We start from the raw sequence: 25282 nt of genomic DNA, 5'->3' as shown, positions 1-25282 counted from the left end.
TGTTTGAAGGAGTGAGAACATTTTGAAGCAATCCAAAAGCCCATTCATCCTGAAAAATTACTTGACCGCGCTGGCTTTTTTGGCTCCTTTCATGATTATTTATTTGTGGTTCTGGATTTATCCGATCATTAAAGGATTTACGACAAGCTTAACCACGGGCACTTTAGGGGCTCCGAAAACCTTTGTCGGTCTGGATAACTATCGATATATGCTGGATGACGATAAGTTTTGGAGTTCTTTTTGGAATACGTTGTACTTTATCTTGATCTCTACGCCTTCGATCGTCATTCTGGGCCTGGCGATGGCGTTGCTGGTCAATATGAAGCTTAGAGGAACGACGCTGCTTAGAACCGCTTATTTTATGCCGTTTATGCTGTCCGTGTCCGTTATGGGGAGCATTTGGGTATTTATTTTGCAGTCCCGTACGGGATTAATCGCGGAAACGCTAAGTTCGTTCGGCACTACGATGGGATTTTCTTTCTTCGGAAGCTGGGGAATGGGTTGGCTGTCCATCTTGATCGCGACGATCTGGTGGACGGTAGGATTCAATATGATTATGTTCCTTGCAGGATTGCAAGAAATTCCCGAGGACTTGTACGAGGCGGCGGATATCGACGGAGCCAACCGGTGGGCGAAATTCCGCTATATTACGATGCCATCGCTGAAAGGGGTTACGACGTTAGTCATTATCCTGCAGACGATCAACTCGTTTAAGCTCTTCGGTCAAACCTGGCTCATTACGAAAGGCGGGCCTGGAACTTCCACGACGCCGCTCGTTCACTATATTTATCAAATCGCCTTCCGGCAATGGGATTCGGGTTACGCTTCCGCGGTATCGTTCGTTCTGTTCTTGACGATCGCCCTGATCTCTTTGGTTCAATTCAAGCTGCTCATGAGCAAGAAATAAACAAGAGGTGAATCAAGTTGAGTCATACGAAACCTAGAATAAACGGCGTAAGATTAGGGGCGTATTTGTTCAGCTACGCGTTAGCTCTGCTGATGATCGCTCCCTTGCTCTGGATGCTTATCTCCGCGTTCAAGCAGCCCGGCTCTACGGTAACGGTGTTAAGCAAGTTATTCAATTCGCCGTTCTCCCTGGATAGCTTCGCGAAAGTTCTAAAGCCGGACGGGACGGCGATGATGTGGAGATGGACGTTGAACAGCGTTATCGTCGGCGTCGTGCAGACGGCGGTTACCGTCGTATTCAGCTCGTGGGCCGCGTTCGCCGTGTCGCGAATTCAGTTTAAGGGCAAGACGATCATCTTTGCCGTCATCTTGATGGGGATGATGGTGCCGGTGGAATCGATCGTCGTTCCGCTGTTCGAGATGGTTACGGCAATGGGCTGGTCCAACAGCTACAGCGCGCTGATCTGGCCGGGCATGATGCTTCCGCTTGCCTTCCTCATTCTTAAGCAATTCATCGATCAGTTGCCGGGAGAACTGTTGGAAGCCGCGAAGATAGACGGCGCCGGCATGTTCAGAATTTGGTGGAAAATGATTTGGCCGTTATCGCGCAGCTCCATGGCCGCGGTGAGCATTTTTATTTTCATACAATCTTGGAACAACCTGCTGTGGCCGATGCTCGTGGCGCAAGACAATTCAATGATGACGCTTCCCGTAGGCATACCGACCTTCCAAAGTATTTTCGCAACCGACCTGGCGGTTCCTATGGCATCGAACGTATTGGCAAGCCTTCCGGCGTTGCTTGTGTTCCTGCTATTTCAACGCCATATCATCAAGGGTATCTCAATGACAGGCATCAAGTAATGGGGGAGAAGCATGAGAGAGAAACAGAGTTTAAACGGAGCATGGAGTTTTAGGATCGACCGTAACGATCACGGAGAGAGACAAGCTTGGTACGCGAGCGCATTAGCGGAATCCCGGGAAGTCGAAGTTCCGCATATTTGGCAAAGAGAAGACGAGCACGTGCACTATTGCGGTACCGCTTGGTACGAGAAATCATTCGACGGGGTCGAGATCCCAGCGGGGCGGAATTTGTATCTGACGTTCGGCGCGGTCGATTTCCAAGCGAGGGTTTGGTTGAACGGAACGTATATCGGGGAGCATGAAGGCGGGTTTACGCCTTTTGAATTCGAGATTACCAAAGCTTTCAATCCGAATGGAACGAATCGATTGACCGTCAGGGTATTCGATCCGCAGGACAACGCGGAAATCCCGATCGGCAAGCAAGGCAGTTGGTATACGCGCATTAGCGGAATCTGGCAAGAAGTGTCGTTGGAGTTACGTTCGGAATGCTATATTCAACGAGCCTATGTCTTGCCTGACATTGATAAGGAAATTGCGGAGGTCCGGTTGACGGTTTCCGGTCCGTTGCAAAAATCTTATGTCGTCGAATATTTCATTACGGACCACCTGAATCCGGAGCTCCCTCTCGCCGTTGAGGAAGAGGCACTGACGGACGGTCGGATGCAACGCGCCATCCCTCTTAAAGACGCCATTCTATGGTCGCCGGATATTCCTCATTTATACGATCTGATCATTAAAATAAAAGATAGCGGCAGCGGCGTTGTCTTGGACGAATACAGCACTTATTTCGGAATGAGGAAAATCGAGTTTGCCGACGGGCAATTATATCTTAACCGTCAGCCGCTCTTCGTTCGCGGGGCGTTAGACCAAGCATTCTATCCGGATACGATCTTCATCGCTCCATCGGACGAATGGATCCGGAACGAAATTCGACTCGGCAAAGAAATGGGATTTAATCTGCTGCGCAAGCATATTAAGATCGAAATCCCTCGTTATCTCTATTGGGCGGATCGAATGGGCATGCTGATCTGGGCGGAGCCGCCTAACGTCGTGAAGTGGTCGGCGCAAAGCCGCACAAGATTCCACGACGAGCTGGTAGGCATGATCGAACGCGATTTTAACCATCCGTCCATTCTGATTTGGTCGTTATATAACGAAGAGTGGGGCTTGGAATGGGATTTGGCGAACGACGCGGAGAAGCAAGAGCACGTCATAGCGCTGTACGATGAAATCAAGCAATTGGATCCTACCCGGCTGATCTGCGACAATTCCGGTTGGATTCACGTGAAGACGGACATTAACGACTATCACCGCTATTTCGTCGTGCCGGAACAGATTCAGGAGTGGAAGTCCGATATCGATCAGTATATGGCGGGCCATCCGGAGCAAAATTACGTGACGGGGTACGCGCCTAAGGGAGAACCGATTATTGTATCCGAGTTCGGGGTATGGGGACTTCCCAGCGTGAAGAAGCTGCTGGAGTTTTACGAAGGCGAGCCGTCTTGGTTCGCGAACCTCGGCGACGATACGCACCGCGAGGACTTTAAGATGCCTCTGACGGCTTATCGGAATTTCGAGAAATATCAATTGGACCGGGTGTTCGGCGATTTGGAGAACCTGTCGGTCCATTCCCAGCGGAGAATGTTCAGAGCGGTCAAATCCCTGATCGAAGAGATGCGCAAGCGTCCGCAGATTAACGGATACGTCGTGACCGAGTTTACGGATATCGAATGGGAAACGAACGGCTGGATGGATTACACGAGAAGCTTGAAGTTAGGCATGGAACGGGCCGCGGATTTCAACGGAAGCCTGGTCGTCATGGCCGACGGAGTCAATCGGAACGTCTGGAGCGGAGAGTCGCAGGCATGGGATATCGTCATCTCCAATCACGATCTTCGTCCCCTTCAAGGCGTTCTGAATTGGGAGATCGAAGGTACGGATTTAACGGGCAGCATTCCGCTGAATGAAGGAAAGTCCGCGCACGTCAGAAAGTCGCAAGCGATTCGGTTCACCGTTCCGCAGGTTGGCCAATCCGCGTTCTATACGTTGAAACTATCGGTTGAACTAGATGGGGAATTCGCGGCGCGCAACGAAGAAGAGTTGACGTTTACGCCGAGAAGCCAATCCGACAGCGTTAAGGTGTGCGCATACCGAATGGGTGCCGATTTCGCTTCCCGGCTTGAAGCGAACGGCAGGGCGTTGACCGATGAACTTTCTACTTCGGATGTTGTCGTGACGTCCGTATTGGATAATTCGGTGCTGGAATATTACCGGAACGGCGGACATGTGGTGTTCTTGGCGGAAGAAGGCGACGGCCTATCCGATAAGGGGCAATTTACTTTCCGCGAACTTGTACGGGGAGAGAGCTGGGATCGTACATCTTCCTTTAATTACGTCGATCCGTCCTTCTTCCCCGATGTCCCTCTCCGTCATGAGATGGGCTGGGAGATGGACGGGCTGTTCCCGGACTTCATTATTCCTTTCAGCAACTACAACAAATTAGGCGGAACGATCGGTCGGGTCGTCTATATGTTCGGCAATGAGAGCATTACGGAGTCGAGCGAGATCGTCTCCGGGTATTTCCAAGGATGGATCGGACAGGCGGGAGGCTCGTTCCTCGTTCAGCAGAGCGCGCAAGGCAGCCTAACCGTGACGACTTGGAAGTTGAAGAACAACTATGGAACGCATCCGATCGCTACGCGGATCGTCGATTCGTTACTTTCGAAAGCTAAAGCTAAGCGCTAGACCTGAAGAGGGGGCGCGCAAGCTCTCTGTGTGGCGACAGTAAGAAAATAGGCAAATACGAAGAAAACCCGGAGCGCCGATTCGGGTTTTCTTCGTATCCACATAGTTCCAAATATTGGATTGCACATCTCATCTATCATGATACAATAACCGTTGGAAATATTTCCTTGATCACAAAATAGAGGGGAACTTTGTAAAAATGAGAGTGGCAACAGGACTATTGCTTGCTTTGTATCTTATTTTTATGTGGTACCAGGCGTTAACGGTCGAAGTGACCGCGGAGAACGGAGAAATTCTGAATGCGATGGCCAAGATCATCTTGTTCTTTCAATCAATAGCTTTCTCCTTCGTGTTCACGATGCCTAGAACGGCAGTGGTGTTTCTATTGATTTCTTCGCTGTTAGCTTTGGTTACGGGGCTGGGAGTAGATTCAAGCCATATCGCGTTTGCGGTAATAGGGCTCATTTTCACGCTGATGAGTTACGCAGGGCATAGAGAATTAGTTAGAAAGAAAAAAGCGGCAGGCGTGGCAGCGAATCAAAGGTAATACCCTCACGAGAAGCTCAAGATGAGATCATCTTGGGCTTCTTTCAGGTTTTGCGCGGCGATCGCGATGCGGTTTATTCGCAAAGCCTAATCAAGCGGTATCTTCACCAGACGAGATGAGCATTGACTGGGAAGGAATGATGGATCCTGTGGAGATTGTTCCTCGAAGTGGAATATATTCAGATGTTACTTCATGTTAGAAGGATTCCCGCTTTCGGTTGCGAATCGAATACAATAGACTCGCAAAGAAGGAAGGTAACGGAATGGACAGAACAGTCGGCATTGGAATTATAGGGCTCGGGGGAATGTCGCGCTATCATATTGAAAAGCTCGGAGAAGTAGAGGGCGTACGGATTGCCGCCCTGTGCGACGTCAGTCCCCAAGCGCTGGTGGAAGTCGGCGCGCTGTTGGAAATACCCGAAGGGAAACGGTACGCGTCGATTGAATCGCTGATTAACGATCCATCGGTGGAAGGGATCGTCTCCGTCACGCCGAACGATTCCCATGCCGTCGTCCTTAAAGCCTGCATGGAAGCGGGAAAGCCGTTGTTCGCGGAGAAGCCGTTGACCAGGACGCTTGAGGAAGCGGCGGAGGTGTTGGCCTTGTACCGCGCTTGTCCGATTCCAATCCTCATCAACTTTTCTTACCGCAACGGACCCGCTTTTCAGCTCGCGAGGAAGTTCGTTAAGGAAGGCAAGCTTGGCAGGATCAACCATCTGTTCGTGCAATACATGCAAGATTGGGGATCAACGGTCAAAAACACCCCGTTCCTGTGGCGCTTCGACGAGGCGGTCACGGGAACTGGCGTATTAGGGGATCTGGGTTCGCACATGATAGACATCGCCGAATACTTGACGGGTTCGCGCATGGAGCGCTTGCAAGCGATGCTGCAGACGATCGTGCCGGAACGCGCGCATCCGCGGACGGGCGAGGCCGTCACCGTTCTCGTTGACGACTTTGCTTGCTTCAACGCCGGGTTCGAGAACGGCTCCGTCGGCGTGTTCCAGACGTCGCGCAACGCGCTCGGCTGCGGCAATCAACATGAGATCACCTTGTACGGGGAAGCGGGGACGCTTCATGTCAGCACGCTCAACGATCGGCAAGCCGTCTGGACGTATCCAAGGGAAGACGGAAGCGGTACGGTCACCGAGACGATCGAGGTGCCTGAGCAAGAAGGCTTGAATCCATGGCGCGAATTCGCTTCGCGTATTCGCGGAGAACGGGAGGCGAATCCTGAGTTCGCTACTTTGGAGGACGGGTATCGGAATCAGTTGCTGTTGGAGGCCGTTGTTCAAGCGCACCGGAGCGGCGCGATCATAAAGGTTGAAGACGTGTGAGCGCAGGAACACAGTGACTACTAGTACCTTGGCATGCGCCACAACCGCTCGCGAGCGCAGCCAAGGCACTTTTTTGCCTTGGCAGACCGTCGGCAATGAACGCCTGAAAGGTGTCGAACCTTCCGAAAGGTAATCGGAAGGTTTGACACCTTTTTAGTTTCTAGGGCCGCGATGAACGATCAATGCAGGAAGGATCTCCTCCATTTGCGGACTGTAAGCGGTTACTTGACGACGGAATTCCTTCCATAATGAAGACGAAACGAAAGCAAATCCACGTTATGGGGGGAAACAGGCCGATGAGAAGGCAATTATCCTGTTTAGTGGCCTTGGCGCTCGTATTCGTACTGGCGGCATGCAGCGGAGGCAATAGCGAGGAGAGTTCGGGCGGAAACGCGAGTTCGGCGAAGCCGGCGGAGAGTTCGGCGAAGTCGTCGGAGGAGAAGTCGCCAAGCGCGGAGGAGCAGGTCGAGATCGAATATTGGCACACGTATTCCGATTCCGAAGAGAAGGTGCTCGTCGAGAAAATCAAACCGATGTTCGAATCGGCGTATCCGAACATTAAGCTGAAGCTGACCCGGATGCCGTATGAAGGATTGAAGGATCAGGTTATCGCCGCGGTCGCGGGCGATGCCGCGCCGGATCTGATGCGGATGGACATCATCTGGGTGCCGGAGCTCGCTTCCAAGGGAGCCCTTAAGAAGCTGAACGATCTACCCGGCTTCGACGACGTGAAAGCGAGCGTATTCGAGAGTCCCATGCAGACGAATTTTTATAAGGGAGATTATTACGGCGTACCTCTGAACACGAATACGAAGATCGCCGTCTACAATGCCGATACGCTGAAGGAAGCCGGTCTCGACCATGCGCCCGCCACGATGGAAGAACTCGTTCAAGCCGCGCGTGCGCTGAAGGGAAATAACAAACAAGGAATAGGGATTTCCGGTATTCATGCTTGGGGTCTGCTGCCTTACTTCTGGAGCTTGGGCGGACAGGTGACGAACGAGGATTATACGAAGGTAGACGGTTACTTGAACAGCCAGGCCAGCATTCAGGCATTGGAGACGATAATCAGCTGGAACGAGGAAGGGCTCGTTATCCCAGCGTTATTGGGCGGGGAGCCCGGATCGTGGGACGGACTCAAATCCGGCCAATATATGATGATAGACGACGGTCCTTGGTTCTTCAGCATTCTGCTCGGAGACGCGGAAAACAAATTCAATCCGATCGAGAAAACGGTTCGCGCTTTGTTGCCGTCCGGGCCGGGGGGCAGCCGCTCCGTCGTCGGCGGAGAAGATCTCGTCTCCTTCTCCAATTCCAAACATCCGGAAGAAGCTTGGACTTTCATGAAGTGGATGTTGGGCGAGGAGCCGCAGCAAATCATGGTCGAAGCGGGAATGGTCCCGACGAACAAGAACGCGGCCAATGCGATCGATACGACCAAAAATCCGTATATCGCGCCTTTCATCGAACAATTGAATACCGCATTGCCCCGTACTCCGATTCCGCAATGGGGAGAGATGGAGACGATCTTCAACCTCAGCTTCGAGAAGGCGATTCGCGGAGATCGGACGGCGACGGAAGCGCTGAACGATGCGGCCCAACAAATGACGGCTCTCTTAAGCGAATAACAAACTTGTGCTACTTAACCGGCGACTGCACCAACGGATCTCCGTTCGGCGCAGTCGCCTTCATCCGATAGAAGGGAGGCTCTAGCCATGGCGCAAGCGATAGGGTCCGACAACTCCAAGCAGCCTCGCAAATCCCGGTTAACCATCGGCCTTACCCAATGGCTGAACGTTCTGCCGTTCGTCGCGATCGGCATTGTCGGCGTACTCGTCTTCGTGGTTTATCCGATGATCCAGAACGTGAAGGTCAGTTTTCAGGAATTCAACATTTTGCCCGGTACCCGGAGTCCTTGGGTGGGGTGGGATAATTACAAGGACGTGTTCGACGATCCGAATCGCAAATTTTTGATCGCGCTTAAGAATACGTTCCTTAACGTCGCGGTCACCGTGCCGATCAACTGGTTTCTGGCCGTGTTTTTCGCCTCCTTGATCCATGCGCGATTCGTGAGAATGAAGGTGACGTTCAGGACGTTGTATTATTTGCCGATCGTGACGTCCTGGATCGTCGTGGCTCTGCTGTTCAAGTATTTGTTCGCGGATGGATCGGGCGGGTTCGTCAATTACGTTTTGCTCAACCTTGGTTTTCTTTCGGAGCCGATTGCGTGGAAAAGCCATTATTGGTCGGCCATGATCATGATCTGGCTGTTCCATATTTGGAAGACGGTAGGTTGGGGCGTGGTCATCTACATGGCCGCGCTCCAAGGAATCCCCCGCGATTTGTACGAGGCCGCGGATATGGACGGCGCATCGCCGACCCGCAAATTTTTGCGCGTGACGCTGCCGATGCTGCGCCCGATCACGTTGTTCGTGCTTATTAACCTTATCAACGGCGCGTTCGGATTTTTCCCGCAGGTGTACTTCATTACGGCAGGAGGCCCGATGAACCAGACGCAAGTCATTCCCAGCCTTATTTACATGGAGGCGTTCAAGCATTTTCATTTCGGGGAAGCGGCGGCTATGGGCGTTATGATGGGGCTGCTCGTATTCACTGTGACCTATTATCAGATGACCAAGATAGGCAAGCAACGCCTTTTCTAGAGAGGGGGATCGCAATGACTACGCCATGGTTCACTAAGCTTGCCGTATACGCCATTATCGTGGCCGGCGCCCTGCTGTTCGTGTTTCCGTTTATTTATATGATTCTGACCAGCTTCTTCACGGCGACTTTCTCGCTTCCTAAACCCGAAGAGGTGTTTCAAGTCGTGCCGAATTTGATTAATTACGAAGTCGTTTGGGGAAAAAACCACTTTGCCCGGTATTTCGCGAACAGCTTGCTCATCACATCGGTGGCGATGGTCGGGGCTCTGCTCGTGAGCTCATTGACGGCTTACGGCTTCGCCCGGTTCGCGTTTCCCGGCAAGGAGGCCGTCTTCCGGCTGTTCCTGCTCACGATGATGATCCCGTCGGTCATCAACATTATTCCGCAGTTCATCATCATTAAAGACCTGGGGCTTGTGAACACTTATGCCGGATTATGGTTGATCTACATCGCCGCGGGAGTCATCGGCAACATGTTTTTCTTGCGCGGCTTTTTCGAGAGTATTCCGAAGGAGCTGGAGGAGTCGGTGCTGATCGACGGCGGGGGGAACTGGCGCATCTATTGGAATATTTATTTGCCGCTGTCGCTTCCGGCGATGGGGACGCTGGCGATCTTCATTTTCCAAGGGACGTGGGAGGAATATTTCCTGGCGTTGACGATCATCAAGAGCGAAGCGCTTCGCACGCTTCCGATCGCGATCTTGATGTTCAACGATAAATACGCGACGAACTATGGACAGATTTTCGCCGCCTCCATCATCGCGCTGTTGCCGGTTATTTTGATCTACGTCGTTTTCCAGAAAAAATTCGTGCAATCGGGCTTCAACGAAGGTGCCGTTAAAGGCTGACGAGATATCGTGAAAGGGCTTTCAACGACTCCTCCGGGCGTTGTACAATAGGTACACGGAGGGCGATCGCCATGGGCTTCTGGAAGCATCGGAGAAAACAACGGCTTCAGTGGGGCAAAAGATTCGCAACGAAGATGGTTCTCGCCCTTCTTGTGGTCATCCTTATTCCCACGCTGACCAGCGTGCTGTTCTATTCGGCTTCCTCGAAGCTGGTCAAAAAGAACGTTCGGGTGACTTCGCTTCAGCTAGTTCGGCAGGCGGCCGATGCGTTATCCTCGATCATGGTCGCGGGAACGGATGCCTCGAACGTGCTGTACAGCGACGTCAAGCTGCAGCAAGCCGTGCGCAATACGAAACCGACGCCGGAAGAAGAGAAACGGAACAGCGAAGACATGTCGAATTTGCTGAACAATTTCGTGGGCTCCAATTCCTTCGTGAAGACGATCTACGTGCTCAGGGAGGAAGGAACGAGCTGGGGCAGCGGTTCATTTAAATTTTCCAAAATATACAGCCAACCGGTTCGCGAGCTGGAGTGGGTTCGGCTTGCCCGCCAGAAGGACGGCGAACCGGTGTGGGGGCAGCTCGACTACGACCCCTATAGCGGAATAGGAGATCGCAACGACCTGATTTTGCCGGTTACTCGAGTCATCAAGGATTTCGAGTCTCTCGCCGATATCGGGTATTTGCTCGTGAATCTCGACGGGAAGAAAATCGTGGACCGAATCGGGCAAATTCGTCTTGGTGAGACGGGCGGATTTTACGTCGTGGACAACGAGGGGGTCATCGTCATCGACGGACGGGAAGAGCGCATCGGCCAGCCCCTATCCGACATCGGCTTGCGCGAGTGGGCCGGCCATGGGAGCGCGGCGGAATTCGAACATCAAGCGGACGGCGTCAGTTATTACAATATCAAGCAGCCGCTTGCCAACGGCTGGAGCGTCGTCGGCTCCGTGCCGATCCATGAGATTACGGACGAATTAACGAGCATGCGCCGGTTGATCTGGACGTCTGCCGTAGGTTTCGCCCTGGTGGCTATCTTGATAGGCCTCTTCTTAGCCCGGCTCGTCACGAAACCGATCACTCAGCTGACCTCTCAGATGAAAGTAGCGGAGAGCGGCGATTTCACCGTACGTACGGAGGTAAGATCGCAGGACGAGATCGGTCATATGAGCCGGCAGTTCAACAAGATGATCAAGCGTATCGACGAGCTCGTCCAAGAGGTGCATAACGTCCAGGAGAGCAAGAGGCAAGCGGAGCTTAGGGCGGTCATGCATCGTATTCATCCGCATTTTCTGTTCAACACGCTGAGTACGATCAAATGGCTTGTCATGTACAATCAATCCGCGAAAGCTTACGAAGCATTATCCGCTCTCGTGCTGTTGTTAGAGGCAAACATGGGCAAGAAGGGCAGCTTCGTTACGATGGCGGAAGAGCTGGACATCGTCGGCAAATACCTAAGCATTCTTGAGATCCGTTACGACACGGCGTTCCGGCTGCATCTGGATATCGGCTCGGAGACGGAGCTGTTCCGAATTCCGAGGATGCTTATCCAGCCCATCGTGGAAAATGCCGTATTTCACGGGCTCGTGCCGACCGGAGGCGGCGGGGATATTTGGATTCAAGCGCGCTCCTCGCCGGATGCCGTCGAGATCGAGATCCAAGATAACGGCAGAGGGATTTCGCGGGAGTTCGCCGAAAAGCCGGACGATCGCGAGACGACGAAACCCGCGGGCATGACCGGAATCGGACTGATGCACGTTCGCGAATGGATCAGGCTGTATTATCCCGCCGGTTCGGAGCTCACCCTCTTATCCGGCGAGCCGAAAGGAACGATCGTGCGGATGAAGCTGATGAAGCCCGTTGAAGACGACGAGTATCGGGAGGGGGCATAGCCATGTATCGTGTCGCAATCGTGGACGATGAGCCTTTTATTCGCTTCGGCATTCGGGCTTCGGTGGATTGGGGGCGCGAGAACATCGGGCTGGCAGGCGATTTCGCTAACGGGGAAGAAGCGTGGCGGAAGATCGGGAACGAGCCGGTCGATATTCTGATTACCGACATCAAGATGCCGGTCATGGACGGACTCGAGCTGACTCGCCGAACGCTCGAGCGGCATCCGAAGACGAAAGTCATTCTCGTCAGCAGCTACAACGATTTCGAATTCGTTCGGCAAGGGCTCAAGCTGGGCGTCGTGGATTATTTGCTCAAGCCGACCTTGGAACCGGAAGGTTTGCTCGAGCTCGTCCGCAAATGTCTAGGACTCCTGGAAGAAGAGCGTAAATACGAGGATGATCGGCAGTTGATCCGAGCGACCAGATTAACCAATGGTCGCAGAAAGCAGGAAACGGATATCAAACGCGCCCTCGTTCACGAGGAGGAACGCCTATCGCCCGAGGCCGTTCCCGCTTGGATGGCGGAAGGGTATGCCTTATGCAGCGTACTCATTAGCGGTTTGCTGGAGACGGAGGAGAAATACGGCGAGTTGCATGCCGGCATGTTGCTAGAGGAGATGCAGGAGATTTTCTACGAAACGGCGGAGGTCGGCATTTCGTTCCTTGCAGGGGAACGAACGCTCGTGATCGGCATTCCGGCTTCTGGCACCGAACCGCCGGAACCTCTTCTCAAAGAGATCCGCTCCGCGTGGTCGTCCCGGTTAAAAATTCGCGTAACGGTGGGATATGCGGTAGGCTCGACCATCGAATCGTTACGTTCGGTCTATCGGTTGAGCGGGCTTGCCGCGCAGCGGAGATTCTATGAGGGCGAAGGGGAGTATAGGTTGACGGAAACCGATGCTCCGCCGGAGCCTCGGCCTGCGCAAGAGGTTAAACCTACGCATTCTCTGTTAAGGGATCTTAAGTCGGCTGCGCAGGCTCGGGACAAAGAAGCGACCGATCGTATCGTTCGGATATGGACGGATCGATGGCCGGCTCTAAGGACGGCGCCGAATACCGTTCGCAGGGAAGCTTTCGAGATCATAACGGCCTTGTTCGTGAACGAGCAGGAGATGAGCGTTCTGCTCGGAGGATTCGAGGATCTAAAGCGGGCGGAAACGCTGGAAGAGCTGGTCGGGCTGTTGCTGACGCAAATTCGCGGGTACCGCAATTCGTTCGCCGCGGGCTCGCACACTTTCAGAGGGAACAAGCAACTGATCGACAAGTCGATCGCCTATATCTCCGCGCATTACACGGGAGAAATTACGCTTCAGCAGCTAGCCGATCACGTCCACATGAGCAAAAACTACTTCTGCCTGCAGTTCAAGCACCATACCGGCTTTAACTTTATCGACTACTTGATTCGATTGCGTATCGGCAAAGCGAAGGAGCTTATCGGCGACCCTAGCATGAAAATCTACGAGGTAGCGGAGAGAGCGGGGTTCAACGACGTTAAGTATTTCAGCAAGCTGTTCAAGAAAATGACCGGACATTCGCCGGTCGACTACCGCGAATGCCAGCTGCGACAGGCCGATGGCAAGGAGGAGAGCTTTGACGAGACGGAGGATGGGGATACGGGGGAGTATACTCCCTGCCGTCGCCGCATGGCTAACGAGCGTTGTCATCCTATCCGGCTGCGGTTCGAGCGAGAGCATCATCGGCAGAAGCGACGTCGAGAAGGTCATGCAGCCGAGCGCGAACGAAGAGATAACGGTGTGGCATACGTATAGCGACGTAGAGTCTTGGACGTTCGAGCAGGAAGTCATTCCCGCGTTCGAGCAGACCTATCCCGGGATAAACGTCGTTTCCGTTAGACGGCCTTATGAAAGTTTTAAAGGCGCGTTAATCGCCGAAACCACTTCGGGCAGCGGCCCCGATGTCGTGCGGCTGGATATGCCCTGGCTTCCGGAATTCGCCAATTTAGGTCTCGTGGATCCGATCGATAGGCTTCCCGAGTTCGCTCAGGTTTCGATGAAGCTCCATAAGACGGCGCTCGAATCGGGGAAATACGAGGGACGTTATTACGGGCTTCCGCTTAATATGAATACCAAAGCAGCGATCTATAACCGGAAGCTCTTGGAGCAAGCGGGATTAGACCACCCTCCCTCCACGATGGATGAGCTGGTGGCCCTTAGCGAACGAACCGGCTGGCAATTAGGGGTCAACGGAATCAACACTTGGTCGATCCTTCCTTATTTTTCTGGACTGGGCGGCCAACTTACCAATGAGGATTATACGAGATCCGTCGGGTACTTGGATAGCGAGACTAGCATTCAAGCGATTCATACGCTCAAGAGGCTGCTAGACGAGGGGATTATCAGCGAGGACGTCCTCTCGGGCAAGCTTGAGAGATGGCAAGCGGTTCAGGATGGCCGGCTGCTCATGATCGATGAAGGGCCTTGGTATTATTCCATATTATCCCACGTATCGGGAGACGACAATGCGGAACTGCTCGCGAATACGGTGTTAGCTCCGTTCCCGCACAACCCCGGGCAGAAAGGGTCCATTGTCGGCGGAGAAAATTTGGTGCTCATGAGCAGCTCGCGCCATAAGCAGGCGGCTTGGACGTTCATGAAATGGATGGCCGGCGCTCCGGCGCAGCAGCTCATGTTCAAGACCGGGCTGCTGCCGACGAACGTCGAGGCGAGCCAATCGGAAGAGAGCTTCAGTCCGACGATCCGTCCCTACGTGGACAGCCTGAACGCCTCGTTCCTTCGTCCGCCGGTGACGAATTGGGCGAAGATCGACAAGGAATTCAACGAATCGCTGGAACGAATTCTGCGCGGCCGCGTCCCTATCGAGCTCGGACTAGAACAGCTCGCGATTCAGATCGAGAAGTGGTTGAGACAATAAGAAACGCATTAGGCAAATAACCTCCAAGGCGGTAGCGATTCCGCTTTGGAGGTTATCGTTTTACTCGTCCCGTTAAGAATCCCTCAATAAGGTTCAGCCTCATGACCTTTTTGAACGGCTAAGTCCGGCCCTTGGTCGCCGCCGCGGTTGCCAAGAGGTTTCCGACTGGATCCGCTTTGAGACGCATGGGCTAATCCCTCGCGCAATCGCCGGCCGTATTCCTCGTCCGCCTCGGCTGCGAGAGCGGCCATACGATCTTGAATCCTTTTGTCGCACCTCGCAAGATCGTTAACCAGATTAGAGATCAGCTCGGCTCTTTCCCATTCCTCGAACTGACGATACGTTTCACCGGCTTGTTTGGTATTGCTTTGTCGGTCGATCGATTCGCGGACGAGTTTCCCTTCGATAAGCGGCGTATATTCTTTTCCTGTCTGTTCTGCCTCGTGCAGGCCGCCTAGCAGCGACGGTTCATAGTTGATATGAGGATTCTGGCCCGGAGCGCGATCGAGACGGACTTGCATTTGTCCGCCGCTTTGGTTCGTCGCGACTGTTTTTTTCGGGGCGTTGATCGGCAGTTGCAAATAGTTTGCTCCAACGCGGTGACGCTGCGTATCGGAGTAGGAGAACGTTCGGCCTTGAAGCATTTTGTCGTCCGAGAAGTCCAGGCCGTCGACCAGTACGCCCGTTCCGAACGCGGCTTGCTCCACTTCCGTGAAATAATCGACCGGATTGCGGTTTAGGATCATTTTACCGACCGGCAGCCATGGAAATTGTTCCTCCGGCCACAGCTTCGTGTCGTCCAGCGGATCGAAATCCAATTCCGGATGGTCGTCGTCGCTCATCATTTGGACGAGCAGCTCCCACTCCGGATAATCGCCACTCTCAATCGCTTGATAGAGATCCTGAGTAGCGTGGTTGAAATTGATCGCCTGAATCTCGCTTGCTTCTTGTTGCGTCAAGTTCTTGATTCCTTGCTTGGGCTCCCAATGATACTTGACGAGGACGGCTTCGCCCGAGTCGTTCACCCATTTGTATGTATTCACCCCGGAACCTTGCATCATGCGGTAATTCGCGGGAATTCCCCATGGAGAGTATACGAACGTAACCATATGGAACGTCTCCGGCGAACAGGAGCAGAAGTCGAAGAAACGTTCCCCGTCTTGAATGTTCGTGATGGGGTCCGGCTTAAAAGCATGAATCATATCGGGGAATTTGATCGCGTCTCGAATGAAGAATATTTTCAAGTTGTTGCCGACCAAATCCCAGTTGCCGTCCTCCGTATAAAATTTAACGGCAAACCCGCGAGGGTCGCGAAGCGTCTCCGGAGAATGGCCTCCATGGATAACGGAGGAGAAACGGACGAATACCGGCGTTTGTTTGCCTTTTTCCTGAAATAACTTCGCGCGAGTGTACTTGGATACGGGATCGTTGCCGACCGTACCGTAAGCTTCGAAATAACCGTGCGCGCCGGCGCCCCGGGCATGGACGACGCGTTCGGGAACGCGTTCGCGATCGAAGTGGCTGATTTTCTCGATGAAATCGTAGTTTTCCAGCGTTGCGGGGCCGCGATTGCCGATCGTTCTCAGGTTCTGGTTGTTCGTAACCGGGTGACCTTGCCGATTGGTTAAGGTTTGATCGTGCTCGTTCGACATCTGTAGATCCTCCTAGTTACCTTGCTTATTGTAATGGGTTCATTCAGGGCTAAAGGTATTTTTCCGTAAAATTAGATAATTATGCCTGCGACAAGTCGAACAAAACCCGCTAGCTCCATTAGGAGCAGCGGGCTCATCGCGCTTACATTTTAGCAGTAACCGGCTTTCAAAATAATAACCAGCAAAATGAAGAGCACAAGCACGAACGCAGCTGCTTGCGCGCCGCCGACGTTTTTGCCGCATCCGTCATAACCTGCTCCAGCAACAGGGTAACTCATTCGGATCCACCCCCTGTTTTGTTGGGATTTGAATTTACGTTGATAGTATATGTGGGGGCTGGAGCACTGGCAGTACATTCGCACAGATTAATCATTAATCCGCGAACGCACATTTTTGGAACTCCGTCGCGAACGGCAACATGATATGCTTATGGGCTTATGCGCGGCTTCTTGCCTCTCATGAACCGCCAGCCGGTCCAGATCCAAGCGAGACCGATCAGGACGAGAAGACCGAAAGCCGCGATGATCGCGAATGGGCGCAAGGGGGAAGGAGCATCGAAATGTCCGTCGCCGAGCAGTTGATCCGCCTGTTTCATGAGGGCGAGCTGCAGGGTGGGATCGTTGTCCGTCCCTCCCGCGTTTAACCGGAATCCGTTCGTTTGACCGGGCGCGTTCATTCCGCTTTTGACGGTCAAGGTGACGTCGATGCCGAGCCGCTTCGCAATGCTCAAGAGCGGTTCGGAGAACGCCCCGTAAGGAAACGCCAATATATGGTTGGGCTTGCCGAGCTTCTGTTCCAGGACGTCATTGGCTTTGCTCAGATCGTCCGTTACGCGCCGCTCGTACTCTTGCTCGGTTTCCTGGCGCTGCTTGTCCTTTAGATACATTCGGCGGGCGATCATAGACTTGAGTCCGCCCGTCTCCGACGTTGTCGGGACGTAATGGTGCGAATCGAACGTATGGCTGTGGAAATCGATTCCGTTGTTATTCATTTCCTTAACTTGTTCCCAGGTAACCCTTGGGAATGCATCCTTAGGATCGCCAACCTTATTAACGATCAAGAAAGCCGCTGCCGGAGCTTGATATTTGCGCAGCAAAGGATAGGCATGCGCGTATAGCGATTCATACCCGTCGTCGAAGGTTAGCAGAACGGCATTGTCCGGGACGGGCGTCGAACGAAGAATGAAGTCCCTATATTGGTCCATCGTGATCCAGTGAAAATTATTGTCTCTCATCAGCTCCAGCTGCTTGTCGAAGTTAGCGACGGATAAAGATTTCCCATCGCCGTTATCCGGACCGACGTCATGATACATAAGCACGAGCACCTGATTGGAATAGTAGGTGCCATTAGGTTCTTGGGGTCCGGGCTTCAGCCCGTGATAGGGCGATGCGGGTTTCTTAAGCCATTGAAAATGAGAAGGATACCATTGAATCGCCAATAAGCTGACGGTAATCATTCCGACGATGAGCAGCAGGGATAAGGAAATAAATTTTGTTTTTGTTGACATGAGTGAAAGGGTTCTCCTTCAAAATCCGGTTAATCTTGAAAAGCCGTGCATTAATCATAACATGATCTCGCTATTAATCAGAGCGACTTAGACAATTAAGATAGAACTAAAGGTCCTTATGGCGGTCATGACAAACGACCTACAAAATGACAGCGTTTTCAATATTTTCCCATGGAAAATGAGGAAAAAGTACAATAAAATATCGAATTTTGCTAGATTATTTATTAAAAACAAATTAGTATATTCATTACAGAGGATTATTAAATCAGGCATAAATTGTATAAGGTGTAAAACGCAAACCAACCGAAAGGCTGGGACGCAAAGCCACGGGTCTAAAGCATCCGCTATGATCGCCGGGCTGCCAATCTTATTCATTTAGGTTTTCGTTAATTGGCAGCTAGGACTTTCTAAGCAGAAAGTCCTTTTTTGTTGTCATTTATGGCTCTGTGCACGGTCCGGACAAACAGAGAAGACAAAGGAGGCGGTTGAGGATGAAATAATCGGGGGCATGATCGAGAATGACCGAATCAGATTTCGTTGGAGGAGAAGGAAATTGAGATTATTCCGCTTAAGGGACAGGGCTGCTGAGAAACTTGCGCTGTCGATGGCACTATTCGTTGCGGCATTTTCGCTCGCGTACGGCATTATCCTGTTCGTCCGAACGAGCGCGTTTTGGCAAAGCGCCGGTATTGCCGTACTGTTCGGGATTGCCGGCGTCGTCGGTTCTTATCTGATCGCGGACCGCCTATGCCGGTTCATCGGGATCGGCGCGTCGCCGACGGGCGGCGGGTACTCGGTTGAGGTGAATGCCGGCTCGATCCCCCATACCGCCAACATGCGAGAAGTATTCGGTCGCATCTCGGAGTTATCCGATTCCGTGGCGGGCACGTCATCCTCGCTGGCAAGCAATACGGAATTTTGCACGGACATGGTCGTGGGGATTTCCGAATCCATTCGGCAGATTGCTTCGGGGAGCGAGTCGATCGCCGAAAGCGCGCGGGTTAACATGCTGACGCTAGAGGAAGTCAGCAAGGGAATGGAACACATTGCCGAATCGTCACAGGGGTTGGCGCACGAAACGGCGGAGGTAGCCCAACGCGCAAGCGACGGCAATCGGACGGTCGACCATGCGATTGCCCAGATGATGACGATCCACGAAACGGCTCTCGTTTCATCGGATGCGGTCGGAAAGATGAACCGGCGTACGGAGGATATCGACCGCGTAACCGTCATCATGGCGGAGATCGCAAGCCAGATTAACTTGCTATCGCTGAACGCCGCGATCGAAGCGGCTCGGGCGGGCGAGTACGGACGAGGCTTCGCCGTCGTGGCTGACGAGATTCGCAAGTTGGCTGATCAATCCTCGTCTTCGGCGAAGGATATTGCCAAGACGGTAACGGATATCCGGAACGGCTCCCGCTTGTCGATGGACGCGATGAATCAGGTCATGATCGAGGTGGAATCCGGTACGCGGTTGGTAACGGAGGCGGGACAGTCCTTTCACCAGATCGTTCAGCTGACGGAGCAGGTGTCTTACAAGGTGCAGGAGGTATCCAGCGTCACCGAAGAAATAAGCTCCAGCGCCGATCAAATTCTAAGCTCGGTAAGGGAAACCGCGACGATAACGGAAACCGCCCTGGCCGGAACGAAGGAAATCGCGACGTGTTCGGAGGAACAGCTAGGGGCGATGGAAGAGTCGTTGCAGTCGGCCCGCAAGTTACAAGAACAAGCGAAGCAGCTCAAAGAGCAGATCGGTTTATTCGAGGTATAGAGGGGGTAGATGATGAACGCGGAAAGGTTAAACCATCTGTTCGAGCTCTTAAGCGGAGCAACGGGTGTGCAGGATATCGCTTATCACCGGATTGCGGACGGCCGCATTAATCCGGTATTAAAGACCAATACCGATGCTCTGGGCATCGAGCGCTGGAAAAGCGTACATGCGCAAAGCCCGGTATATATCGCTCATGATTTTTTGCTTACGGACGTGGTACGGGAGCCTCGCGCCGTGGCTATTCAGGATGTCAAAAACGATAGGCGCTCGTCGGAGGAGTTTTTTCTATTCGGTATCGATAGTTTGTTGATTATTCCCGTTATGAAAGGCGCGGACGTGGAGGGGATCGTGGTCGTGGCCTCGATCGGGCAGCTTCATGAGTTCAGCGAGCAAGAAATTGCGAATGCGGAACGATTGGTCGAACAGCATATAGAGATTTTTTAGAGATATCGGAGGAGAGAGGAAGGTATTCGCATGAAGATGGCAGAGGCGATTTTAAAAGTTTTGAAGGCCAATGAAGTGGAATACCTATTCGGAATACCTGCAGGCATCGTCGGTCCGTTGTACGATTCATTGATCGATGTCGACATTAAGCCGATCATCACGAAGAACGAAGCCGGGGCCGCGTACATGGCCGCCCGATATTCCAGTACGTCGGGCAAGCTGTCGGTTTGCGTGGGAGCGGGTGCCGTCGGCGTCGGCAACATGATGAACGGGATTGCGGACGCGAAACGCGCCAAAGCTCCAATGCTTGTTATCGCGGGTTACATTAACCGTTGGCAGATGGGCAAAGGGGCAATCCAAGAGCTTGACGGCGAGCAAATGGTGAAGCCGGTGACCAAATACAGCGCTACGGTGATGGATGAGGCCGACGTGATGACCGAATTGGACAAAGCGATCCGAATCGCCATGACGCCGCCTTGCGGCCCGGTGTACTTGTCGATTCCGATCGATGTGCAACGAGGCGAGGTTCACGGTTCTTTGCCCGAGCCTCTAAACCTTGCTGAACTTCAAGCGGTCATCCCTGAAAGAGAACGGCTGGAACGCGCGGCGGAGTTGATGAACAAAAGCTCCGAAGGGTTGATTATGGTAGGTCGCGGAGGAAGAGGATTTTCCTCCGAGATCATGCAGCTAAGCGAACGGCTTCAATGGCCGATCATTACGACCCCGGCGGGCAAAGGCGTCGTTCCGACCGACTTCGAGTTGAATCTAGGCAACTATGGCTTTTCCAGTACCGATGCGGCTAGCGAATACGTGAATTCAAGTCAACCGAAATGCATTCTCATTTTGGGAACAAGCTTGGGGGAAGCCTCTACCTGCAACTTTAACGAGGTGCTCGTTGCGGGAAGAACCGTTATTCACGTCGATCGCGATCCGAAAGAGCTGGGCAAAGTGTTCAAGACGGATGTATCCGTTCGCGGAGATTTAAAGGAGGTGTTGCCCTATTTGATTCGGAACAGCCGCCGTTCTTCCAAGGCGGATTATCGTCGGAGCATGGCATTGAACGAGCCGTACGAGCGCAATCATACCGGCCTATCGCTGAGGTTGTTTCTGGAACGGCTCAAATCGACTATGCCTTCCGATACGCGATACGTTTGCGATATCGGGGAATTCACGAATTTTGTATTGAAGTTTCTCGAGGTGCCGCACGGCGGAGATTTCGAGATTAATCTGGATTACGGCGCGATGGGATCCGCGATCGCCGGAGGCACGGGGCTGTACGCTGCCGATCCGAGCCGCCCGGTGGCGGTATTCGCCGGAGACGGCTGCTTCTTCATGAACGGCATGGATATATTGACGGCTAAGGAATATCGGATTCCGGTCGTGTACTTCATCATCAATAATGCGATGCTTTCTTACGTGGTGAGGGGGCAGAAGTTTCTCTACGACCGGACGATACCGGACTACAAGCAGGAGAGAATCTCGATCGCGGAAATGATGGGCGTGGCCGGCATTCGCGCGATGTCCGTCGATCGGATGGAAGACGTTCGGAACATCCCGGATTTCGTCAGGGAGCTGGACGGGCCTTGCATCATCGAGGTCAACACGGACGGCAGCGAGCCGGCTCCGATATTGGACCGATTGAAGGCGCTTATGAAGTAAAAATAAAATTCGCGACTAAATGGAGGAATTTATTATGGGTAGCTTTAACATTCAATTGGATCAAGCAAACAATGTATTCAAGGCGCAAGTCGAGGGAACGTTCACGACCGAGGATGGAATGAAGTCGATAGAGGCTTATCAGAAGAGCATCGCTTCGATCTCCGTTCCGGATTACGATATTGAGATCGACTGCACGAAATTGAACGTCTCCTCCCCCGATACGTTGCCGATTCTGGAAGGCTGCTTCCAACTGTATAAGAAGGACGGCTTCAAGAAAGTCGTTCTGCGTATCGCCAAAAATCCGATTCTGAAGATGCAGCTGTCACGGGTAGGGCGCGCGGTTCAACTGAATAATCTTGAAATCGTAGAAGTTTAATTCATGGAGCATAATCGAGGGGGGAAGAGCATGGGAGCGGTCCGAATTCGCGATATCGGGATTTATCATCCGGCCAACGAAGTGGCGAACGATTATTATATCGAACGATTTCAAAAGCAAGGCACTGACGTTACTGGACTGCTTAGGGCGCTGGGCAGAGACAAAAGATACGTGATCGACGACCCGGGCGAGAACTCGCTGACGATGTCGATCGAAGCTTCCAATAACGTGCTGCGAAGCTCCGGTCTGACGGGAAGGGATATCGACCTCATTATTTTCACGTCTCAGACACCCGAATATTTGCTCCCGAGCAATGCTCTGAAGCTACATAACGCGTTGGGCGGGGATCTGAATACGGTCTGCTTCGATATTAACGCGAACTGCGCGGGATTGCTCGTCGCGGTCGAACAAGCAAGCCGCTACATGCTTGGGAATCCCCGCATCGAGCGGGCGTTGGTGGTGGGCGCCGATTCGATCTCGGTTCATAGTCCGAACGAGCCGGTGTACCATTCCAACTTCGCGGATTCGGCGGTGGCCGTTATTCTGGAGAGATCCTCGGATACCCGGGGATTCATCGATTCGGTGTACCAAACGGATACTTCGGTCATCGACAACTCGCTATTCCCCGCCCAAGGGTTGTCCAATCTCTATCGCGAGGAGTATACGGCCAAGGACGCGCAGATCAAATTCGTGCCGTTCGACGATTCCGTATGCGTGGATTCGGCGGTAGACACGGTTCGGATTTTGCTGGAACGCAACGGCTTGGCGAAAGAAGAGATCGGGAGCTTCTTGTTCTCCCAATTCTCGATAGGCAATTTGAAGCTGGTATCCGAACGTCTGGGGATCGATGTCGACAAAGTTCCGTACATCGGCGATAGATACGGATATACGGCTGCGAACAGTCCGTTCGTGGCGCTGTATGAAGCGTTGAAGGAAGGCAAGGTCGCCAGGGGCGATTATCTTGTCTTCTGGACAGTAGGCGCGGGTTGGCAGAACGTGTCGCTGTTGCTGCAGTATTGAGAAGCGAGAGAAACGGGGAGCTCGGGGAAAGCCTTGAGCTCCTCGCTCTATTTTAAATAGATAGTCCAAAAGCTATAGCAATATTGACATTAAAATCGAGGAATGATAAAAAATAAGTATTGGCACTCGTTCGGTCAGAGTGCTAACCGCTGCGACCGAACAGATCTTTGTTAAGGAATGCATATCGAAAGGAGCACCAATCTAATGGCTAAGAAACAATTCAAAGCAGAGTCCAAACGGTTGCTTGAGATGATGATTAATTCCATCTACACGCAACGGGAAATTTTCCTGCGCGAGCTGATCTCCAACGCTAGCGACGCGGTCGACAAAATCTATTACAAAGCATTAACCGACGACCAATTGGTATTCAACAAAGAGGATTATTATATTAAAATCACCGCCGACAAGGCGAACAGAACGTTAACGATCGCCGATACGGGAATCGGGATGACCAAGGAAGAATTGGAGAACAACCTCGGGGTCATCGCGAAGAGCGGCTCGCTCGCCTTCAAGAAGGAGAACGAAGCCCAGGACGGGCATAATATCATCGGCCAATTCGGGGTCGGCTTCTACTCGGCTTTCATGGTGGCGGACGTCATCACCGTAACAAGCAAGGCGCTAGGCAGCGACGAGGCGTTCAAATGGGAATCTACCGGAGCGGAAGGCTATACCATCGAGCCGGCAGCCAAGGATTCCGTAGGAACGGAGATCGTCCTGAAGATCAAAAACAATACCGAGGAAGACCAGTACGACGAGTACTTGGAAGAGTACCGGCTGAAGGCGATCATTAAGAAATATTCCGATTTCATCCGCTATCCGATCAAGATGGACGTAACGGGCAAACGTCCTAAGGAAGACGCCGAGGGCGAGTTCGAGGACTACTCCGAAGAGCAAACCGTCAATAGCATGGTTCCGATCTGGCGCAAAAACAAAAGCGAGCTGACCGATGCGGATTACGAGAACTTCTACAACGAGAAGCGTTACGGTTTCGACAAGCCGCTGAAACATATCCATCTTAGCGTAGACGGCGCGGTGAGATACCAAGCCATTTTGTATATTCCCGAGAATACGCCTTTCGATTATTACACGAAGGAATTCGAAAAAGGGCTCGAGCTCTATTCCAACGGCGTATTGATCATGGACAAGTGCTCCGATCTGCTGCCGGATTACTTCGGTTTCGTGAAAGGGATGGTCGATTCGGAAGACTTGTCCCTCAACATCTCGCGGGAAATGCTGCAGCACGATCGGCAATTGAAGCTGATCGCCAAGAACATCCAGAACAAAATCAAAAGCCAGCTGCAAAGCCTCTTGAAGGACGAGAGGGAGAAGTACGAGAAGTTCTACCAGTCGTTCGGCAGGCAGCTTAAATTCGGAGTATACAACGATTACGGCATGCACAAAGACGTGCTGCAAGATTTGTTGATGTTCTATTCCTCCAAAGAGAAGAAAGTCGTTACTTTGGATGAGTACGTGGAGAGAATGCCCGAAGATCAGAAGTACATCTATTATGCGTCCGGCGAATCGATCGAGAGAATCGAGAAGCTTCCGCAAACGGAATTGGTAACCGACAAAGGATACGAAATTTTGTATTTCACGGACGATATCGACGAATTCGCGATCAAGATGATCATGTCGTACAAGGACAAAGAATTCAAATCGGTATCGAGCGGAGATCTCGGCATCGAAGCGGACGAGAAAGATAAAGAATCCGAAGCGGAAGCTAACGACAACAAGGAGCTGTTCGATTCTATGCAACAGTTCCTGTCCGGCAAGGTGAAGAGCGTTCGGGCTTCGAAGAGATTGAAGAGCCATCCGGTCTGCCTGACCACCGAAGGCGAAGTGACGATCGAGATGGAGAAAATCCTGAACGCGATGCCGAACAATCCGAACGTCAAGGCCGACAAGGTGCTGGAGATCAACGTCAACCACGCGGTGTTCCAGTCGTTGAAGGACGCTTTCGGGAAAGACCAAGAGAAGCTTAACCTGTATACAAGCTTGCTGTACAATCAAGCGTTGCTCATCGAAGGTTTGCCGATCGGCGATCCCGTGGAATTCACGAACGATATTTGCAAGGTCATGGTATAACGATAAGTTAACGATAGGGCTCAACCTCGCTTAACAGGGGGTTGGGCTTTTTTTTGCTTCCATTTTTTGCTTCCACCC

At 52.5% G+C, this 25282-nt stretch carries 20 protein-coding genes and 1 riboswitch; of the genes, 17 read left to right on the top strand and 3 right to left on the bottom strand.

What is annotated here, in order from left to right; genetic code table 11:
- Positions 1 to 22: 22 nt before the first annotated feature.
- From FPL14_RS08685 to FPL14_RS08635, 11 genes are all read left to right on the top strand, one after another.
- Entirely contained in the window at positions 23 to 907 is an 885-nt protein-coding gene (locus tag FPL14_RS08685; RefSeq protein WP_229263845.1) for a carbohydrate ABC transporter permease, read from the top strand.
- Positions 908 to 924: 17 nt separating this feature from the next.
- Positions 925 to 1767, top strand: a complete 843-nt coding sequence (locus tag FPL14_RS08680; RefSeq protein WP_182302611.1) for a carbohydrate ABC transporter permease — start codon at positions 925 to 927, stop codon at positions 1765 to 1767.
- A 12-nt stretch (positions 1768 to 1779) separates the two neighbouring features.
- Positions 1780 to 4512, top strand: coding sequence for a glycoside hydrolase family 2 protein (locus FPL14_RS08675; RefSeq protein ID WP_182302610.1), 2733 nt, complete (start codon positions 1780 to 1782; stop codon positions 4510 to 4512).
- 199 nt (positions 4513 to 4711) lie between these two features.
- Positions 4712 to 5059, top strand: coding sequence for a hypothetical protein (locus FPL14_RS08670; protein ID WP_182302609.1), 348 nt, complete (start codon positions 4712 to 4714; stop codon positions 5057 to 5059).
- Positions 5060 to 5321: 262 nt separating this feature from the next.
- On the top strand, positions 5322 to 6395 hold the full coding sequence (locus tag FPL14_RS08665; RefSeq protein ID WP_182302608.1) for a Gfo/Idh/MocA family protein: 1074 nt from the start codon (positions 5322 to 5324) through the stop codon (positions 6393 to 6395).
- Between the two features lie 296 nt (positions 6396 to 6691).
- A complete protein-coding gene (locus tag FPL14_RS08660) occupies positions 6692 to 8023 on the top strand; it encodes an extracellular solute-binding protein (RefSeq protein WP_182302607.1) in 1332 nt (443 codons plus the stop codon).
- Between the two features lie 87 nt (positions 8024 to 8110).
- Positions 8111 to 9058, top strand: coding sequence for a carbohydrate ABC transporter permease (locus FPL14_RS08655; protein WP_182302606.1), 948 nt, complete (start codon positions 8111 to 8113; stop codon positions 9056 to 9058).
- A 14-nt stretch (positions 9059 to 9072) separates the two neighbouring features.
- Positions 9073 to 9906 carry a carbohydrate ABC transporter permease gene (locus FPL14_RS08650; protein ID WP_182302605.1) on the top strand — a complete coding sequence of 278 codons (834 nt, stop codon included), beginning with the start codon at positions 9073 to 9075 and terminating at the stop codon, positions 9904 to 9906.
- 71 nt (positions 9907 to 9977) lie between these two features.
- Positions 9978 to 11798, top strand: coding sequence for a sensor histidine kinase (locus FPL14_RS08645; RefSeq protein ID WP_182302604.1), 1821 nt, complete (start codon positions 9978 to 9980; stop codon positions 11796 to 11798).
- A 2-nt stretch (positions 11799 to 11800) separates the two neighbouring features.
- On the top strand, positions 11801 to 13567 hold the full coding sequence (locus FPL14_RS08640) for a response regulator transcription factor (protein WP_182302603.1): 1767 nt from the start codon (positions 11801 to 11803) through the stop codon (positions 13565 to 13567).
- Positions 13521 to 14690, top strand: a complete 1170-nt coding sequence (locus tag FPL14_RS08635) for an extracellular solute-binding protein (RefSeq protein WP_182302602.1) — start codon at positions 13521 to 13523, stop codon at positions 14688 to 14690. The genes FPL14_RS08640 and FPL14_RS08635 overlap by 47 nt, the downstream gene beginning before the upstream one ends.
- 83 nt (positions 14691 to 14773) lie before the next feature.
- Here the strand turns inward: FPL14_RS08635 and FPL14_RS08630 are convergent, their stop codons facing one another.
- The 3 genes from FPL14_RS08630 to FPL14_RS08620 all read right to left on the bottom strand — a co-directional run bounded on the left by FPL14_RS08630 (position 14774) and on the right by FPL14_RS08620 (position 17849).
- A complete protein-coding gene (locus tag FPL14_RS08630; protein WP_182302601.1) occupies positions 14774 to 16342 on the bottom strand; it encodes a catalase in 1569 nt (522 codons plus the stop codon).
- 149 nt (positions 16343 to 16491) lie between these two features.
- A complete protein-coding gene (locus tag FPL14_RS08625; protein ID WP_182302600.1) occupies positions 16492 to 16620 on the bottom strand; it encodes a sporulation protein YjcZ in 129 nt (42 codons plus the stop codon).
- 149 nt (positions 16621 to 16769) lie between these two features.
- Complete coding sequence (locus tag FPL14_RS08620) at positions 16770 to 17849, bottom strand: polysaccharide deacetylase family protein (protein ID WP_182302599.1); 1080 nt, start codon at positions 17847 to 17849, stop codon at positions 16770 to 16772.
- Positions 17850 to 18132: 283 nt separating this feature from the next.
- Positions 18133 to 18215: riboswitch (cyclic di-GMP riboswitch) on the top strand.
- 187 nt (positions 18216 to 18402) lie between these two features.
- On the opposite strand from FPL14_RS08620, the gene FPL14_RS08615 reads away from it, so the two are divergent.
- From FPL14_RS08615 to htpG, 6 genes are all read left to right on the top strand, one after another.
- Positions 18403 to 19620, top strand: a complete 1218-nt coding sequence (locus FPL14_RS08615; RefSeq protein ID WP_182302598.1) for a methyl-accepting chemotaxis protein — start codon at positions 18403 to 18405, stop codon at positions 19618 to 19620.
- Positions 19621 to 19629: 9 nt separating this feature from the next.
- The gene (locus FPL14_RS08610) at positions 19630 to 20064 is read left to right on the top strand and encodes a GAF domain-containing protein (RefSeq protein WP_229263844.1); all 435 of its coding nucleotides are present in this window, start codon (positions 19630 to 19632) and stop codon (positions 20062 to 20064) included.
- 30 nt (positions 20065 to 20094) lie between these two features.
- Positions 20095 to 21723: a thiamine pyrophosphate-binding protein gene (locus FPL14_RS08605; protein ID WP_182302597.1), complete on the top strand. Its 1629-nt coding sequence runs from the start codon at positions 20095 to 20097 to the stop codon at positions 21721 to 21723.
- A 34-nt stretch (positions 21724 to 21757) separates the two neighbouring features.
- Positions 21758 to 22099 carry a hypothetical protein gene (locus FPL14_RS08600; protein WP_182302596.1) on the top strand — a complete coding sequence of 114 codons (342 nt, stop codon included), beginning with the start codon at positions 21758 to 21760 and terminating at the stop codon, positions 22097 to 22099.
- 30 nt (positions 22100 to 22129) lie between these two features.
- On the top strand, positions 22130 to 23119 hold the full coding sequence (locus FPL14_RS08595) for a ketoacyl-ACP synthase III (protein ID WP_182302595.1): 990 nt from the start codon (positions 22130 to 22132) through the stop codon (positions 23117 to 23119).
- A gap of 204 nt (positions 23120 to 23323) precedes the next feature.
- The gene (gene htpG / locus FPL14_RS08590; protein WP_182302594.1) at positions 23324 to 25204 is read left to right on the top strand and encodes a molecular chaperone HtpG; all 1881 of its coding nucleotides are present in this window, start codon (positions 23324 to 23326) and stop codon (positions 25202 to 25204) included.
- Positions 25205 to 25282: the final 78 nt, after the last annotated feature.

The organism is Cohnella cholangitidis, from assembly GCF_014107495.1.
Taxonomy (GTDB): domain Bacteria; phylum Bacillota; class Bacilli; order Paenibacillales; family Paenibacillaceae; genus Cohnella; species Cohnella cholangitidis.
Note: the sequence above shows the minus strand (reverse complement) of the source record. Positions and strands in the feature narration are given on the sequence as shown.

Bases quoted from the DNA above. Each gene is read 5' to 3' on its own strand.
- FPL14_RS08650 (WP_182302605.1), top strand. From the start codon at position 9,073: ATGACTACGCCATGGTTCACTAAGCTTGCCGTATACGCCATTATCGTG.
- FPL14_RS08655 (WP_182302606.1), top strand. From the start codon at position 8,111: ATGGCGCAAGCGATAGGGTCCGACAACTCCAAGCAGCCTCGCAAATCC.
- FPL14_RS08645 (WP_182302604.1), top strand. From the start codon at position 9,978: ATGGGCTTCTGGAAGCATCGGAGAAAACAACGGCTTCAGTGGGGCAAA.
- FPL14_RS08610 (WP_229263844.1), top strand. From the start codon at position 19,630: ATGATGAACGCGGAAAGGTTAAACCATCTGTTCGAGCTCTTAAGCGGA.
- FPL14_RS08660 (WP_182302607.1), top strand. From the start codon at position 6,692: ATGAGAAGGCAATTATCCTGTTTAGTGGCCTTGGCGCTCGTATTCGTA.
- FPL14_RS08620 (WP_182302599.1), bottom strand. From the start codon at position 17,849: ATGTCAACAAAAACAAAATTTATTTCCTTATCCCTGCTGCTCATCGTC.
- FPL14_RS08605 (WP_182302597.1), top strand. From the start codon at position 20,095: ATGAAGATGGCAGAGGCGATTTTAAAAGTTTTGAAGGCCAATGAAGTG.
- FPL14_RS08675 (WP_182302610.1), top strand. From the start codon at position 1,780: ATGAGAGAGAAACAGAGTTTAAACGGAGCATGGAGTTTTAGGATCGAC.
- FPL14_RS08625 (WP_182302600.1), bottom strand. From the start codon at position 16,620: ATGAGTTACCCTGTTGCTGGAGCAGGTTATGACGGATGCGGCAAAAAC.
- htpG (WP_182302594.1), top strand. From the start codon at position 23,324: ATGGCTAAGAAACAATTCAAAGCAGAGTCCAAACGGTTGCTTGAGATG.
- FPL14_RS08630 (WP_182302601.1), bottom strand. From the start codon at position 16,342: ATGTCGAACGAGCACGATCAAACCTTAACCAATCGGCAAGGTCACCCG.
- FPL14_RS08640 (WP_182302603.1), top strand. From the start codon at position 11,801: ATGTATCGTGTCGCAATCGTGGACGATGAGCCTTTTATTCGCTTCGGC.
- FPL14_RS08595 (WP_182302595.1), top strand. From the start codon at position 22,130: ATGGGAGCGGTCCGAATTCGCGATATCGGGATTTATCATCCGGCCAAC.
- FPL14_RS08665 (WP_182302608.1), top strand. From the start codon at position 5,322: ATGGACAGAACAGTCGGCATTGGAATTATAGGGCTCGGGGGAATGTCG.
- FPL14_RS08600 (WP_182302596.1), top strand. From the start codon at position 21,758: ATGGGTAGCTTTAACATTCAATTGGATCAAGCAAACAATGTATTCAAG.
- FPL14_RS08670 (WP_182302609.1), top strand. From the start codon at position 4,712: ATGAGAGTGGCAACAGGACTATTGCTTGCTTTGTATCTTATTTTTATG.
- FPL14_RS08635 (WP_182302602.1), top strand. From the start codon at position 13,521: ATGCAGCCGAGCGCGAACGAAGAGATAACGGTGTGGCATACGTATAGC.